Raw genomic sequence first — 15103 nt, 5'->3', positions numbered from 1 at the left:
GCCCGCACCGGAGCCCCTGCCATGGATACAGTCTCGACCATCACCTATCTGCCGCTGATCGCCTTTCTGACCGGTGCAGTCGCGGGCCTTGTCGCGGGGCGCTACCTGACCGGGCGCGGGCTGTGGGTGCTGCCGGTGCTGCTGTCGGTTGCGGCGCTGGGCCTGATCGTCTGGCTGGCCACGATCGGCCCCGGCGAGGAAGAGTCCGCCTTTGGCCCGTTCATCGCCCTGACCGGCGGCGTCCTGCCGGCCCTCCTGTCGGCGACCATGGGCACGCTGGGCGGCCGGGCGCTGCGCAAGCGGGCGGCGCGGTGACAGCCGCAGCTGCCGATCAGGCTCCGCGCGGGCGCCTGACGCAAGGCCGGGTGCTGGCCGACCTGACCTGGCTGCGCGTGGGTGGACCGGCGGACTATTTCTTTCAGCCTGCCGATACCGAGGATCTGGCGGATTTCCTGGGCCGGCTCGATCCGGCCACGCCGGTCTTTCCGATGGGCGTCGGATCCAACCTGATCGTGCGCGACGGGGGATTGCGGGCGGTGGTGATCCGGCTTGGGCGCGGGTTCAACGCGATCACCATCGAGGGCAACCGGGTCACGGCCGGCGCCGCCGCGCTGGACGCGCATGTGGCGCGCAAGGCCGCGGATGCCGGGATTGACCTGACCTTCCTGCGCACCATTCCCGGGTCCATCGGCGGCGCGGTGCGGATGAATGCCGGGTGCTACGGCTCTTATGTTGCCGATGTGTTCGTCTCGGCCCGTGCGGTGCTGCGCACGGGCGAGATCGTGACGCTGAGCGCAGACGAGTTGAACTTCCGCTACCGCCAGACCGACCTGCCCGAGGGAGCAGTGCTGATTGAGGCCACTTTCCAGGCGCCGTCCGGTGATCTTGACACGCTGCACGCCCGCATGGCCGAACAGCTGGCCAGGCGCGATGCGACCCAGCCCACCAAGGACCGCAGCGCGGGTTCGACCTTTCGCAACCCGGCGGGGTTCTCGTCGACCGGTCGGGCCGACGACTTGCACGACCTCAAGGCCTGGGCGGTGATCGACGCCGCCGGCATGCGCGGCGCGCGGCGTGGTGGCGCGCAAATGAGCGAGAAACACTCGAACTTCCTCATCAACACGGGCGATGCCACGGCCGCCGACCTCGAAGGTCTGGGCGAGGACGTGCGAAAAAAGGTTTACGAGTCCAGTGGGATAACGCTAGAGTGGGAAATCATGCGGGTCGGCGACCCGGGTGAGGATCAAGCCCGGCAGCGATAACCCCTTCAGGCACAAACCGGGGCGGCTGCGCGGCAGATTGAGGAACACGGGCCAGCAGAATAAGGCCCGGGGACATTGAGGCACTGTTGTGGGTCAGTCGAGCGGGACAACCCCCAGGGTGGCGGTATTGATGGGCGGGCCCTCGGCTGAGCGCGAGGTATCGCTCAGCAGCGGGCGCGAATGCGCAGCCGCGCTTCGGGGTGAAGGGTATGACGTGGTCGAGCTTGATGCCGGCCCCGATCTCTGTGCCCGTTTGCAGGAACTTCAACCGGTTGTCGTCTTCAACGCCCTGCATGGCCGCTGGGGCGAGGATGGCTGCGTGCAGGGGCTGCTGGAATGGCTGGGCATTCCCTATACGAATTCCGGCGTGCTGGCCTCGGCGCTGGCGATGGACAAGCAGCGCAGCAAGGAGGTCTACAGGACCGCCGGGCTGCCGGTGGTCGAAAGCGTGATCGCCGGAAAATCCGCGGTGATGAAGGGTCACGTGCTGACGCCGCCCTATGTGGTCAAGCCCAACAACGAGGGCTCTTCGGTCGGCATCTATATCGTGCACGAGGCCGCCAACGGCCCGCCGCAGCTGGCCGCCACCATGCCCGATCAGGTGATGGTCGAGACCTATGCCCCGGGGCGCGAGATGACCACAACCGTGGTCGGCGACCGGGCGCTGACCGTGACCGACATCCTGACCGACGGCTGGTACGACTACGACGCCAAGTACAAGCCCGGCGGGTCGCGCCACGTGCTGCCCGCCGACATCCCGGCCGAGATCTTCGATCTGTGCATGGATTTCGCCCTGCGCGCCCATGAGGCCCTGGGGTGCCGGGGTGTCAGCCGCACCGATTTCCGCTGGGACGAGGCGCGCGGGCGCGACGGTCTGATCCTGCTGGAGACGAACACCCAGCCGGGCCTGACGCCGACCTCGCTGGTGCCCGAGCAGGCCGCGCATGTCGGCATGAGTTTCGGCCAGCTCTGCGCCTGGATGGTGGAGGACGCCTCGTGCCATCGCTGAAACGCTCCGATCCCGCGCCGTCGCGCCTGAGCTACCGGATCCAGCGCTGGATGCTGACGCCCGGCATCCGGCTGGGCCTGAAGGTCGGCGTGCCGGTCTGCCTGGTCGCCATCGCCGGCGGCGCATTCCTGGCCGATGCGGACCGCCGCGATGCGCTGATTGCCGAAATCGCGGAAATGCGCGCCTCGATCGAGCAGCGCCCCGAATTCATGGTCAAGCTCATGGCCATCGACGGGGCCGGGCCGAAACTGGCCGGCCACATCCGCACGGTGTCGGCGCTGGATTTCCCGATCAGCTCCTTCGACCTCGACCTCGACCGGCTGCGCGCCCAGGTGGCCGAGCTGAGCCAGGTGAGATCCGTCGCCGTCCGCGTCCGGCCCGGCGGTATCCTGCAGGTCGATGTCGTCGAGCGGCAGCCCGTGGTCGTGTGGCGGACCCGCAGCGGCGTGCGGCTGCTGGACGAGAGCGGTGCCCATATCGACACGCTGCCCAGTCGCGCGGCGCGGTCCGATCTGCCGCTGATCGCCGGCGAAGGGGCGGATAAACGGGTCGAAGAGGCGCTGGCGCTGATCACGGCGGCGCGTCCGCTGGGCGACCGGCTGCGCGGCCTGGTGCGCATCGGAAAGCGGCGCTGGGACGTGGTGCTGGACCGCGACCAGCGCATCCAGCTGCCCTCGGAGCGCCCGGTGCCGGCGCTGGAACGGGTGCTGGCGGTCAACGAGGTGCAGGATCTTCTGGAACGCGACGTGGCGGTGGTCGACATGCGCCTGTCGCAGCGTCCGACGGTAAGAATGACGGAAAACGCCAACCGCGAATGGTGGCGGATCAAGACTCCAGACGGGGACGGGCATTGAAGCGATGATGACGGATCTCTATCAGTCCCAGCGCGCCATGCGGCAGATGCGCCGCCAGGCGATGCAGCGGGGCGTGGTGGCCATTCTGGACGTGGGCAGCTCCAAGATCGCCTGCCTGGTGCTGCGCTTCGACGGCACCGGGCGGCTGAGCGAGGACAACTCCATCGGCTCGATGGCCGGACAGACCGGGTTCCGGGTGATCGGCGCCGCCACCACCCGCGCCCGCGGCGTCAGGTTCGGCGAGGTCGATGCCATGCAGGAGACCGAGCGCGCCATCCGCACCGCCCTGCAGGCAGCGCAGAAGATGGCCGAGATCCGTGTCGATCACGTCATCGCCTGTTTCTCGGGGGCCAATCCGCGCTCCTACGGTCTCGATGCCGAGGTCGAGCTGGACGAACAGATCGTCACCGAGGCCGAGATCGGCCGGGTGCTGAACGCCTGCGACGTGCCGGAATACGGCGCGGGCCGCGAGGTGCTGCACGCGCAGCCGGTGAATTTCTCGCTCGACAACCGCTCGGGCCTGATCGATCCGCGCGGGCAGCTGGGCCAGACCCTGTCGGTGGACATGCACATGCTGACCGTGGATGCCAGCGCCATCCACAACCTCGTGCACTGCATCAAGCGGTGCGACCTGGAACTGGCGGGCATCGCCAACTCGGCCTATGTCTCGGGCATCTCCGCGCTGGTCGAGGATGAGCAGGAACTGGGCGCGGCCTGTATCGACATGGGCGGCGGCACCACCAGCGTGTCGATCTTCATGCGCAAACACATGATATTCGCCGATTGCGTGCGCATGGGCGGCGACCACGTGACCGGGGACATCTCGATGGGGCTCGGCGTGCCCACCGCCAATGCCGAGCGGATCAAGACATTCTGCGGCGGCGTGCACGCCACCGGCGCCGACGACCGCGACATGATCGACATTGGCGGCGATACCGGCGACTGGGAACATGACCGCCGCACGGTCAGCCGCGCCGAGCTGATCGGCATCATGCGCCCCCGTGTCGAGGAGATCCTGGAAGAGGTGCGCGCCCGTCTCGATGCCGCCGGCTTCGACCACCTGCCCAGCCAGCAGATCGTGCTGACCGGCGGCGGCAGCCAGATCATGGGGCTGGACGGGCTGGCCAGCCGCATCCTGGGCCAGCGCGTGCGCCTGGGCCGCCCGCTGCGCGTCCACGGCCTGCCGCAATCGGCGACCGGGCCGGGCTTTTCCAGCGCGGTGGGCCTGAGCCTCTTTGCCGCGCATCCGCAGGACGAATGGTGGGATTTCGAGATCCCGGTGGACCGCTACCCCGCGCGCTCGTTCAAGCGGGCGGTGAAATGGTTCCGCGACAACTGGTAGGCATGTGACAGGCCGCGCGGGACGTGGTAAGGATAACGAACAGGGCATCCGCCGAAAGAGATGCCGAGAGGGTCGGGCAGACCCCGCAGCAGAGACGCTGATTCCCACGCCTTTCGGGCGGCGGGCGAGGTTTGCGTTGTGCCATCGGACCACACATACGCTAAATCTGTGCGAGTCGGCAAAATACCGCTAAGACAACCTTGTTGAATGCCCATATTTTGTGGCGATTTTGCGTTTTTGGCGTGACGGCGCGGCTTCGGGTCGGTAGGATTACCCTTGGATAGGTAGGAAAGCCGCCGAAAGTGGCGGGTATACAACAGGCGGAAAGAGCATGACATTGAACCTTTCGATGCCCGGTCAGGACGATTTGAAGCCACGGATTACCGTTTTCGGTGTCGGCGGGGCAGGCGGCAATGCCGTCAACAACATGATTGAAAAACGTCTCGACGGTGTGGATTTCGTGGTGGCCAACACCGACGCGCAGGCGCTTCAGCAAAGCCATTCCGAGGCCCGCATCCAACTGGGCGTTAAAGTGACCGAAGGCCTGGGCGCCGGAGCCCGTGCCACGGTGGGCGCCGCCGCCGCCGAGGAAAGCATCGAGCAGATCGTCGATCACCTTGCCGGCGCGCATATGTGCTTCATCACCGCCGGCATGGGCGGTGGCACCGGCACCGGGGCCGCGCCGATCATCGCGCAGGCCGCCCGCGAGCTGGGCGTGCTGACCGTCGGCGTCGTGACCAAGCCGTTCCAGTTCGAGGGCGCCAAGCGGATGCGCCAGGCCGAGGACGGGGTCGAGAGCCTGCAGAAGGTGGTCGACACGCTGATCATCATTCCCAACCAGAACCTGTTCCGCCTGGCCAACGAGAAGACGACCTTTACCGAGGCGTTCTCGATGGCCGACGACGTGCTCTACCAGGGCGTCAAGGGCGTGACCGACCTGATGGTGCGGCCTGGCCTGATCAACCTCGACTTCGCCGACGTGCGCGCGGTGATGGACGAGATGGGCAAGGCGATGATGGGCACCGGCGAGGCCGAGGGCGAGGATCGCGCTGTTCAGGCGGCCGAGAAGGCCATAGCGAACCCGCTGCTGGACGAGATCAGCCTGCGCGGAGCCAAGGGCGTTCTGATCAACATCACCGGCAGCCACGACCTGACCCTGTTCGAGCTGGACGAGGCCGCCAACCGGATCCGCGAAGAGGTGGACCCGGACGCCAACATCATCGTCGGGTCGACGCTGGACACCGACATGGAAGGCCTGATGCGCGTGTCGGTGGTGGCCACCGGCATCGACGCGACCGAGGGCGCATCGGAGACGCCGGTTGCGCGCCGTCCGCTGTCGACCCCGCTCAAGCAGAAGGTGGACGCCGAAGAGCCCCGCCAGGAGCCCGCCACCGCGCCGCTGACGCTGGAAGATCCCGCGCCGGCACCGGTCGCCAAGGCAGCCTCGACCGCCACCGCCGAGGAGCCGGGGCTGTTCGACAGCGTGCGCCGCTCCGAGCGGGTGCAGGAGGCCGAGCCCGAAGCGGCCGCGGACGATCTGCCGCCGCCGGCCTACCAGCCCGAGGTGCCGGCCTTCGAGCCGCGCAGCGAAGAGGCCGAGCCACAGGCCGAGACCTTTGTCGCACCCAAGCCGCAGACGCCGGGTACCCCCTCGCCCGAAGCGATGCAGCGCCTGCAGGTCGCGGTCAGCAAGGTTCCCACGCAGACCAGCCGCGAGACCGCGAGCCGGCCGCAAGCGCCGGCTCAGGAACCCGCCGAAAAGGCGCGGTTCGGCTTCAACCGGCTGATCGACAGGATGACCGGCCACGGGGCCGACGCCCCGGCGGAACGCACCCAGCAGCCGGTGCGCCAGCAGCCGGTCCTGCGCCACAGCGACGCTACGGCACCCTCGCAGCCCGAGCCGGATCCCGACCAGGAGCGGATCGAGATCCCGGCCTTCCTGCGGCGACAGGCCAACTGATAGCGGTCACAAAACCATCGGAAAGGGTCGCCTTCGGGCGGCCTTTTTTGTTTATAATACAAAGCTTTGATGGCTGGTAAGCGTTCTCCCGCCGATCGCTTTCATGAATGTTTCAAACGGTCGCAAAGATTGAGTTGAGCCCACGGGACCCCTCGCTTACCTGAGATGCCAGCCGGGAGCGGAAGCCCGGAGGGAAGCCCTGAGGACTATCGTGCAGCATACGCTCAAGAGCCCGATCACCTTCGATGGCACCGGTTTGCACAGTGGCAAGCCGGTTCGGATGGTGCTGCGCCCGGCCGCAGCCGGCCACGGCATCTGGTTCAAGCGTACCGATATCCATCTGGGCGACGTGATGATTCCGGCCATCTATGACGCGGTCGAGCGCACCCAGCTCTGCACCCGCCTGGTCAATGGCGCGGGGGTCTCGGTGTCCACGGTCGAGCATGTCATGGCGGCGCTGGCCGGTTGCGGTGTGCATAACGCGCTGATCGAGATCGACGGGCCCGAAGTTCCGATCATGGACGGCTCGTCCGTGACCTTCGTGCGCGGCATCGTTTCCCGCGGCGTACGCCAGCAGGCCAGCCCGGTTCTGGCCTACAAGGTGCTCAAGCCGGTGACGGTGGCGCGCGAGGGCGCCAGCGCGACCCTGCTGCCGTCGGACCGCATGGAGATCGAGTTCACCATCGACTTCGAGGACGCCGCCATCGGCCGCCAGGCCAAGCGACTGGACATGGCCAACGGCACCTTCGCCCGCGAACTGTGCGACAGCCGCACCTTCTGCCGCCGCGCCGATGTCGAGATGATGCGTGACAACGGCCTGGCGCTGGGCGGCACGCTGGACAATGCCGTGGTGGTCGACGGCCACAACGTTCTGACGCCGGGCGGGTTGCGCCACTCGGACGAGGCGGTGCGCCACAAGATGCTGGACGCGCTGGGCGACCTCTACCTGGCCGGTGGGCCGCTTCTGGGCCGCTATGTCGGCGACCGGTCGGGCCATTCGCTGACCAACACCCTTGTCCGGACGTTGTTCGAGACGCCGGACGCGGTGCGCCCGATCCTGTGCCCGCCCGAGATCGCGGCCCGCCTGCCGGGTCAGGGACTGGTCTGGAACGAGATCCCGCACGTCGCCTGACGCCGGCACGACACCCTTCAACAGCCATTCCATGCCGCCCGCGTTTAGGGCGTTTTGCAGCGGAAATTAATGTGCTAGACCGAGGCGCAGATGGGGGATGCACCCCACGAAAACGCGACGAGGATAGGCGGATATGATCGGCAGCAGGGCATGGGTCAGGGGGCTTGGCGTGTTGATTCTCGCAGTCTCGTTGTCCGCCTGCGGCAACCGGGGCGCCGACCGCACCCAGGACCTGGAAGGCTTCACGCCCGAGCAGATCTTCGAGCGCGGCGAGTTCGAACTGGCCGAGAACCGCACCGAGGACGCGGCCTTTTATTTCTCGGAAATCGAGCGGCTCTATCCCTATTCCTCCTGGGCCAAGCGCGCGCTGATCATGCAGGCCTTCGCCTATCACAGCGGCAAGGACTATCCCGAAAGCCGAGCGGCCGCGCAGCGGTTCATCGACTTCTACCCGGCCGATGACGACGCCGCCTATGCCCAGTACCTGCTGGCGCTCAGCTATTACGACCAGATCGACGAGGTGGGCCGCGACCAGGGCCTGACCTTCCAGGCGCTGCAGGCACTCAGGACGGTGATCGAGGTCTATCCCGAAAGCGAATACGCCACCGCGGCGATCCTGAAATTTGACCTGGCCTTCAATCACCTGGCGGGCAAGGAGATGGAGATCGGCCGCTATTATCTGCGCCGCGATCATTATACCGCCGCGATCAACCGGTTCCGCGTGGTGGTCGAGGATTTCCAGACCACCACCCACACCGCCGAGGCGTTGCACCGGCTGGTCGAGGCCTATCTGTCGCTGGGCCTGGTCAACGAGGCGCAGACCGCCGGGGCGATCCTTGGCCACAACTACCAGTCGACGGATTGGTATCAGGACAGCTATCGACTGCTCACGGCACAGGGACTCAAGCTCAGGGACAGCGGCAACAACTGGCTCAGCCAGATTTACCGCCAGTCGATCAAGGGCGAATGGCTCTGACCCAGGGAACAGGCGGGGCCGATGCTGCGCGGGCTTGATATCCGGGACATGCTGATCATCGACCGGCTGGAACTTGCCTTCCAACCCGGCCTGAACGTGCTCACCGGCGAGACCGGCGCGGGCAAGTCGATCCTGCTGGACGCGCTGGGTTTCGTGCTGGGATGGCGCGGCCGCGCCGAGCTGGTGCGGCAAGGCGCGGACCAGGGCGAGGTGGTGGCAGAGTTCGACCTTTCTCCCGGCCATGCCGCCCGCGCTGTCCTGGAAGAGGCCGGTCTGCCGGTCGCGGACACGCTGCTCTTGCGCCGGGTCAATACCGTGGATGGCCGCAAGACCGCCTGGGTCAATGACCGGCGGTGCTCCGGCGAGGTGCTGCGCGCACTGTCGGACACCCTGGTCGAACTGCACGGGCAGCATGATGACCGCGGCCTTCTGAACCCACGCGGCCACCGGGCGCTTCTGGATGACTTCGCGGGCAACGCGGAAGCGCTGACCGCCACCCGCGCGGCCTGGACGGCAATGGGCCGCGCCCGGCGGCAGGTCGAGGCGACGCAAGCCGCGCTGGACGCGGTGCGCGCCGAAGAGGAGTTCCTGCGCCACGCGGTGCGCGAGTTGGATGACCTGGATCCGCAGCCGGGTGAGGAGGCCGATCTGGACGCCCGCCGCCGCGCCATGCAGGGGGCCGAGCGCATCCGCGACGACGTGGCTCGCGCGCTTTCCCTGCTGGGCGTCGAAGGGGCCGAAGGTGCCATGGGCGACGCGCTGCGCTGGCTCGAAGGCGTGTCGGATCGGGCCGATGGGCGGCTGGATGCGCCCCTGGCCGCGTTGGGCCGGGCGATGGTCGAACTGGGCGAGGCGGAATCCGGTGTCGCAGCCTGCCTCGATGCGCTGGACTTCAACCCCGCCGAACTGGAACAGGCCGAGGAGCGGCTCTTTGCGATCCGCGCGCTGGCCCGCAAGCATGACGTGGCGCCCGACGATCTGAGCGCCTTTGCCGACACGCTGCGCGACAAGCTGGCGGCGCTGGATGCAGGCGATGCCGACCTGGCGTCACAGCAATCCGACCTGCGCGCCGCCGAGGCGGCCTATGACGAGGCCGCCGACGCGCTGTCGGCCCGCCGGGCCTCGGCCGCCGCGGGTCTGGACAGGGCGGTGATGGCCGAGCTGGCCCCGCTCAAGATGGAGCGCGCCGAGTTCCGCACAGTGATCGACGCCGCAGACCCCGGCCCCGAGGGGCGCGACGGGGTGGCCTTCTCGGTCGCCACGAACCCGGGCGCACCGGCCGGGCCGCTGAACAAGATCGCGTCGGGCGGCGAGCTCAGCCGCTTCCTGCTGGCGCTCAAGGTCTGTCTGAGCGGCGACGACAGCCGCCGTACGATGATCTTCGACGAGATCGACCGCGGTGTCGGCGGCGCCACGGCGGATGCGGTGGGCAGACGGCTGGCGCAGCTGGCGCAGAACGGGCAGGTGCTGGTGGTGACGCATTCGCCGCAGGTGGCCGCCCGCGGGGCGCATCACTGGCAGGTGCAGAAGAAGATTGCGGACGGCATCACGCTTTCCAGCGTCCTGCCGCTCGATGCCGAGGCGCGGGTGGACGAGATCGCCCGCATGGTGGCCGGCGACACGATCACCGAAGAGGCCCGCGCCGCGGCCCGCGCCCTGTTGCGGGCATGACAGTTTCGCGGGCGGCCGGCCCACGCCCCCTATGCCGCGCGGTCCCTCTGGCCTAAACAGGAAAGGACCGCGACCCGCCAGGCATCATGACGCAATCCACACGCTCCCTTCTCGTGCAGCAATTCGCCCAGATGCGGGGTGCGCTGCGCGACGGCTGGCAGATCCTGCGCCAACGCGGCCCCAGCCAGGTCCAGTTCTGGTTCATCGCCCTGGCCATCGGTGTCGCCGCCGGTTTTGCCGCGCTGCTTTTCCGAAAGGGAATCAACTGGTTGCAGGCGACGGTCTACCGGACCGAGGATGTGCAGTTCCTGCACACCCATGCCGAGTCGCTGCCCTGGTACTGGATCCTTCTGATCCCGGTCATCGGCGGGCTGGTGGTGGGGTTGATCTTGCACTGGACCACCGAGGACGGGCGCGCGCGCACAGTGGCCGACGTGATCGAAGGCGCCGCGATCAAGGATGGCCGGGTCGAGGTCAAGGCCGGTCTCGGCTCGATGCTGGCCTCGCTCGTCACGCTCAGTTCCGGCGGCTCGTCGGGCCGCGAGGGACCGGTGGTGCATTTCGCCGGCGTGATCTCGACCTGGGTCTGCGCGCGGATCGACGCCGACGGGATCACCGGGCGCGACCTGCTGGGATGCGCGGTGGCCGCAGCGGTCTCGGCCAGTTTCAACGCACCCATCGCCGGGGCGCTCTTCGCGCTCGAGGTGGTGTTGCGCCATTTCGCCGTGCACGCCTTTGCCCCCATCGTGATCGCGGCGGTGGCCGGCACGGTGATCAACCGGCTGGAATATGGCGACGTGACCGAATTCGTGCTCGAAACCCCGGGCGCGCTGCAATTCTATGTCGAGCTGCCCGCCTTCCTGATCCTGGGCCTGATCTGCGGGCTGGTCTCGGTCGTGCTGATGCGTTCGTCCTTCCTGGCCGAGGATCTGGGCAATCACTTGCAGGCCCGCACCGGCCTGCCCAGATGGCTGCGCCCGGCCCTGGCGGGGATCCTGCTGGGCGCGCTGGCGATCTGGTTTCCGCATATCATCGGCGTGGGCTACGAGACGACGCTTCGGGCGCTGGCCGGCGACATGCTGCTGCACGAGGCGGTGGTCTTCGCGGTTCTCAAGACGGCGGCGCTTGCGATCACGCTGGGCGGGCGCATGGGCGGCGGCGTTTTTTCGCCCTCGCTGATGATCGGCGCGCTGACCGGGCTGGCCTTCGGCATCATCGCCACCGGGTTCCTGCCGGATGTCTCGGGCACCCACACGCTCTATGCCTTCGCCGGCATGGGCGCTGTCGCGGCGGCGGTGCTGGGCGCGCCGATCTCGACCACCCTGATCGTGTTCGAGCTGACCGGGGACTGGCAGATCGGCATTGCCGTGATGGTGTCGGTCAGCATGTCGACGGCGCTGGCCTCGCGCCTGGTGGACCGCTCGTATTTCCTCAGCCAGCTGGAACGGCGCAACGTGCACCTGGCCGCCGGCCCGCAGGCCTATCTGCTGGCGATGCTGCGCAGCGGTGCGGTGATGCGCCCGCTTGGCGATGCGCGCGGTCCCGACCGCGACACCTGCGAAGCCCTGATCGAGGACGGGCTGTTCGTCGAGGCGCGGGCCACGCTGGAATCCGCGATGCCCTATTTCGACCGGGCCGACCTGGCGTTCCTGCCGGTCGTCGTGCGCCGGGACGGCGAGACTGATCTCGTCGGCGCGCTCTACCATGTCGATGCGCTCAAGGCCTATAACCGCGCCCTGGCGGCCACGGCCGCAGAAGAGCATTCCTGAAGCCTGCCCGGCGGGCCTTGTGCAGCGCCGGCCTGCGGCTTACATCTGCGCCCCATGGTCCAGCCGAAGACAAACCCCAACTACAAGGTGATCGCCGAGAACCGGCGGGCACGCTTCGATTACGCGATCGAGAGCGATCTGGAATGCGGAATCGTGCTCGAGGGGTCCGAGGTCAAGTCGCTGCGCAATGGCGGTGCGAATATCGCCGAGAGCTATGCCGCCGTCGATGACGGCGAGCTGTGGCTGGTCAACGGCTATGTCGCGCCCTACGAGCAGGCCAAGACCTTCGGCCATGACGAACGCCGCCGGCGCAAGCTGCTGGTGTCGCGCAAGGAACTGGCGCAGCTGTGGAACGCGACGCAGCGCAAGGGCATGACGCTGGTGCCGCTGGTGCTCTATTTCAACCACCGGGGCATCGCCAAGCTCAAGATCGGCATCGCCAAGGGCAAGAAGCTTCACGACAAGCGCGAGACTCAGGCCAAGCGCGACTGGTCGCGCCAGAAGCAGCGGCTGCTCAAGGATCACGGCTGATCCCGGCCTAGCCGTAGATCCGCAGCATCTCGCGCAGGTCGTCCAGCGTGTTGGCCCCGGCCAGCGGCTTGTCGCGCCGCCACCGGGCCATGCGCGGAAACCGCAGGGCGACGCCGGACTTGTGGCGGGGACTTTCGTGGATGCCCTCGAACGCGATCTCGAAGACATGCTCGGGCCGCACCTGGCGCACCGGCCCGAAGCGTTGCAGCGTGTTCTTGCGGACCCATGCGGTGATCTCGCGGAACTCGGCATCGGTCAGCCCGGAATAGGCCTTGGTGAACGGCACCAGGTCGTTGCCATGCCAGACCGCAAAGGTGAAATCGGTGAACAGGTTGGCCCGCCGCCCGTGGCCGGACTGGGCATAGATCATCACCGCGTCGATGCTGAGCGGATCCAGCTTCCATTTCCACCAGTCGCCCTTCTTGCGCCCGGCGAGATAGGGCGCGCCGCGTCGTTTGAGCATCAACCCCTCGGCCCGGGCGGCGCGGGCCTTGTCCCGGTGCCGCGCCAGGTCCTGCCAGCTGCCGAAGCCGACCAGCGGGGATGCCTGCAACGGCGCATCCGCCGGCAGCCCGGCCACCGCCCGGTCCAGCAGGTCACGCCGCTCGCCATAGGGGCGGGCGCGGATATCCTCGCCCTGCCATTCCAGCAGGTCATAGGCGCGCAGGATGACCGGCGCCTCGATGAGCAGCTTCTTGGGCACGGTCTTGCGGCCGATGCGTTTCTGCAAGGCGTTGAACGGCATCGGCGCCGCGCCGTCCCAGGCCAGGATCTCGCCATCCAGAACCGTGCCCGGCGGCAGGAAATCCGCCGCCCGCGCCAGTTCTGGAAAGCGGTCAGTCATCAGTTCTTCGCCGCGCGACCATACGAAATGCTGCCCATCCCGCAGGATCAGCTGGCCGCGGATGCCGTCCCATTTCCATTCCGCGGCCCAGTCGGCGGGATCGCCCAGCGTCTCGGGCCCGTCCTCCAGCGCATAGGCCAGGTAGAACGGGTAGGGGCGCGAGGCGTCGGCGCTGGGATCCTCGGCCTCGATCAGCTCGTGCCAGGTCGTGCTGTCGGGACTCCATTCGCCCATCAGGCGATGCGCCAGTTCGGCCTCGTCCCGCCCGGTGGCCTGGGCCAGTGCACGGGTCATCAGCTTGCGGCTGACACCGATGCGGAACCCGCCGGTGATCAGCTTGTTGAACAGCAGCCGCTCGGTCGCTGCCAATTCCTCCCAGGCCGACAGGATCGCCGCCTTGCGCGCCTCTTCGTCCCGGCCCGCCAGGTCGCGCAGGAACGCGATCCAGTGGCTCAGGCTTTGCTCCGACATCCTCTCCGCCGGCGGCAGGACAAGGGCAATGGTCTCGGCCAGGTCACCGACGATTGTATAGGTCTCCTCGAACAGCCAAAGAGGGATCCCGGCGTGCTCGGCCGCCCATTCGCGCAGCCGCGTCGTGGTCACGCTGCGCCTGGGGCGGCGGCCCGAGAACAGCGCGATGGTCCAGAGCCGGTCCGCCTCGGGCGCGTCGCGGAAATACCCGGCCAGCGCCGCCAGCTTGTCTGTGGTCCTGGTGCTGCCGTCGACGGCGGTGAAAAGCTCTGCAAAGCGCCTCATTCCGCCTCGGCCTCCTCGCCGGTGAACTCGGTCGGAACCACCTGCGCATCAAGCCCGCAATGCTCCAGCCAGCGGGCGAAGACCTCGGTATAGCCATGCGTGACGAACACCCTGTCGGCGCCGGTTTCGCGGATCGCCAGGTTCAGCCCGTCCCAGTCGGCGTGATCCGACACGACAAAGCCCCGGTCCATCGCCCGGCGCCGGCGGATGCCGCGCAGGGCCATCCAGCCGCTTGCGAACCCGGCCGAGACCCGCCCGAACCGCCGCGCCCAGGCGCTGCCCAGGGCCGAGGGCGGCGCCAGCACCAGCGCGCCCGGATGCTCCTTGGGGTTGGTCTCGGGCGTGACCGGAATGGTCGGCGGCAGGCTGTAGCCCTGGTCGCGCAGGATCTGCGTGGCGCCCTCGATGGCACCGTGGGTCAGGATCGGCCCGTCATCCAGCAGCGTCAGAAGCCGCTGCGCCTTGCCCAGCGAGTAGGCCCCCAGAACCGGGGTCCGGCCCGCCGCCACGCTGTCGCGCCACCAGGTGTTCAACTGGTCGGCCACATTGGCCTGCTCGGGCCAGCGGAAGACCGGCAGGCCGAATGTGCTCTCGGTCACGAAAACTTCGGCGCGCACCGGCTCGAACGGCTCGCTCAACCCATCCGGTTCGGTCTTGTAGTCGCCCGACACCACCCAGACCTCGCCGGCTTGTTCGACCCGGATCTGCGCCGATCCCGGCACATGGCCTGCCGGATGGAACGACACCCGCGCATCGCCGAGGGTGGTGATGGCGCCATACTCCACCGTCTGCAGGTCGATCTCGCCCAGCCGGTGCCGCAGGATCGGCGCGGCCTGCGCGGTGGCGAGATAGCGGGCATGCCCGGGCCGCGCGTGATCGGCATGGCCGTGGGTGATCAGCGCACGGTCCACCGGGCGCCAGGGGTCGATGTAGAAATCCCCGGCGGCGCAGTAGATTCCCCGGGCGGTGAAGGTGAGAACAGGATTGCGCGTCATGG

Annotated in this window: 13 protein-coding genes; 11 read left to right on the top strand and 2 right to left on the bottom strand. The window is 68.0% G+C overall.

Annotated elements, in window-relative coordinates; genetic code table 11:
• Positions 1 to 21 precede the first annotated feature (21 nt).
• The 11 genes from BMX57_RS10285 (at position 22) to smpB (ending at position 12506) form a co-directional block, all read left to right on the top strand.
• Entirely contained in the window at positions 22 to 315 is a 294-nt protein-coding gene (locus BMX57_RS10285) for a hypothetical protein (protein WP_092366135.1), read from the top strand.
• Positions 312 to 1262, top strand: coding sequence for a UDP-N-acetylmuramate dehydrogenase (gene murB / locus BMX57_RS10280; RefSeq protein ID WP_092366132.1), 951 nt, complete (start codon positions 312 to 314; stop codon positions 1260 to 1262). Before BMX57_RS10285 ends, murB begins: the two co-directional genes overlap by 4 nt.
• 130 nt (positions 1263 to 1392) lie before the next feature.
• Positions 1393 to 2271, top strand: coding sequence for a D-alanine--D-alanine ligase (locus BMX57_RS10275; RefSeq protein WP_425304904.1), 879 nt, complete (start codon positions 1393 to 1395; stop codon positions 2269 to 2271).
• On the top strand, positions 2259 to 3125 hold the full coding sequence (locus BMX57_RS10270; RefSeq protein ID WP_308419733.1) for a cell division protein FtsQ/DivIB: 867 nt from the start codon (positions 2259 to 2261) through the stop codon (positions 3123 to 3125). Before BMX57_RS10275 ends, BMX57_RS10270 begins: the two co-directional genes overlap by 13 nt.
• Positions 3126 to 3132: 7 nt before the next feature.
• Positions 3133 to 4467 (top strand): cell division protein FtsA, encoded by a 1335-nt coding sequence (gene ftsA, locus BMX57_RS10265; protein WP_092366498.1) that lies wholly within the window; start codon positions 3133 to 3135, stop codon positions 4465 to 4467.
• Between the two features lie 331 nt (positions 4468 to 4798).
• Positions 4799 to 6427, top strand: a complete 1629-nt coding sequence (gene ftsZ, locus BMX57_RS10260) for a cell division protein FtsZ (protein WP_092366127.1) — start codon at positions 4799 to 4801, stop codon at positions 6425 to 6427.
• A gap of 211 nt (positions 6428 to 6638) precedes the next feature.
• Positions 6639 to 7559: a UDP-3-O-acyl-N-acetylglucosamine deacetylase gene (gene lpxC / locus BMX57_RS10255; RefSeq protein ID WP_092366124.1), complete on the top strand. Its 921-nt coding sequence runs from the start codon at positions 6639 to 6641 to the stop codon at positions 7557 to 7559.
• A 133-nt stretch (positions 7560 to 7692) separates the two neighbouring features.
• On the top strand, positions 7693 to 8535 hold the full coding sequence (locus tag BMX57_RS10250) for an outer membrane protein assembly factor BamD (protein WP_092366121.1): 843 nt from the start codon (positions 7693 to 7695) through the stop codon (positions 8533 to 8535).
• Between the two features lie 21 nt (positions 8536 to 8556).
• On the top strand, positions 8557 to 10206 hold the full coding sequence (recN, locus tag BMX57_RS10245; protein ID WP_092366118.1) for a DNA repair protein RecN: 1650 nt from the start codon (positions 8557 to 8559) through the stop codon (positions 10204 to 10206).
• Between the two features lie 86 nt (positions 10207 to 10292).
• Positions 10293 to 11975, top strand: coding sequence for a chloride channel protein (locus tag BMX57_RS10240; RefSeq protein WP_092366115.1), 1683 nt, complete (start codon positions 10293 to 10295; stop codon positions 11973 to 11975).
• Positions 11976 to 12029: 54 nt separating this feature from the next.
• Positions 12030 to 12506, top strand: coding sequence for an SsrA-binding protein SmpB (gene smpB / locus BMX57_RS10235; protein ID WP_092366112.1), 477 nt, complete (start codon positions 12030 to 12032; stop codon positions 12504 to 12506).
• Between the two features lie 7 nt (positions 12507 to 12513).
• On the opposite strand, the gene BMX57_RS10230 is transcribed toward smpB, so the two are convergent.
• Both BMX57_RS10230 and BMX57_RS10225 read right to left on the bottom strand, forming a co-directional pair.
• Positions 12514 to 14106, bottom strand: coding sequence for an ATP-dependent DNA ligase (locus tag BMX57_RS10230; protein ID WP_092366109.1), 1593 nt, complete (start codon positions 14104 to 14106; stop codon positions 12514 to 12516).
• Entirely contained in the window at positions 14103 to 15101 is a 999-nt protein-coding gene (locus tag BMX57_RS10225) for a ligase-associated DNA damage response exonuclease (protein ID WP_092366106.1), read from the bottom strand. Before BMX57_RS10225 ends, BMX57_RS10230 begins: the two co-directional genes overlap by 4 nt.
• Positions 15102 to 15103 lie beyond the last annotated feature (2 nt).

The sequence above is a fragment of the Cribrihabitans marinus genome, assembly GCF_900109035.1.
In the GTDB taxonomy this organism is placed as follows: Bacteria; Pseudomonadota; Alphaproteobacteria; order Rhodobacterales; family Rhodobacteraceae; genus Cribrihabitans; species Cribrihabitans marinus.
The sequence above is the reverse complement of the archived record's forward strand: the minus strand, read 5'-3'. Positions and strand labels throughout refer to the sequence as shown.

Excerpts from the sequence above, each read along its gene's own strand:
- BMX57_RS10285 (WP_092366135.1), top strand. The coding sequence starts at position 22 with ATGGATACAGTCTCGACCATCACCTATCTGCCGCTGATCGCCTTTCTG.
- BMX57_RS10275 (WP_425304904.1), top strand. The coding sequence starts at position 1,393 with ATGGGCGGGCCCTCGGCTGAGCGCGAGGTATCGCTCAGCAGCGGGCGC.
- ftsA (WP_092366498.1), top strand. The coding sequence starts at position 3,133 with ATGACGGATCTCTATCAGTCCCAGCGCGCCATGCGGCAGATGCGCCGC.
- ftsZ (WP_092366127.1), top strand. The coding sequence starts at position 4,799 with ATGACATTGAACCTTTCGATGCCCGGTCAGGACGATTTGAAGCCACGG.
- BMX57_RS10250 (WP_092366121.1), top strand. The coding sequence starts at position 7,693 with ATGATCGGCAGCAGGGCATGGGTCAGGGGGCTTGGCGTGTTGATTCTC.
- recN (WP_092366118.1), top strand. The coding sequence starts at position 8,557 with ATGCTGCGCGGGCTTGATATCCGGGACATGCTGATCATCGACCGGCTG.
- BMX57_RS10240 (WP_092366115.1), top strand. The coding sequence starts at position 10,293 with ATGACGCAATCCACACGCTCCCTTCTCGTGCAGCAATTCGCCCAGATG.
- smpB (WP_092366112.1), top strand. The coding sequence starts at position 12,030 with ATGGTCCAGCCGAAGACAAACCCCAACTACAAGGTGATCGCCGAGAAC.
- BMX57_RS10230 (WP_092366109.1), bottom strand. The coding sequence starts at position 14,106 with ATGAGGCGCTTTGCAGAGCTTTTCACCGCCGTCGACGGCAGCACCAGG.
- BMX57_RS10225 (WP_092366106.1), bottom strand. The coding sequence starts at position 15,101 with ATGACGCGCAATCCTGTTCTCACCTTCACCGCCCGGGGAATCTACTGC.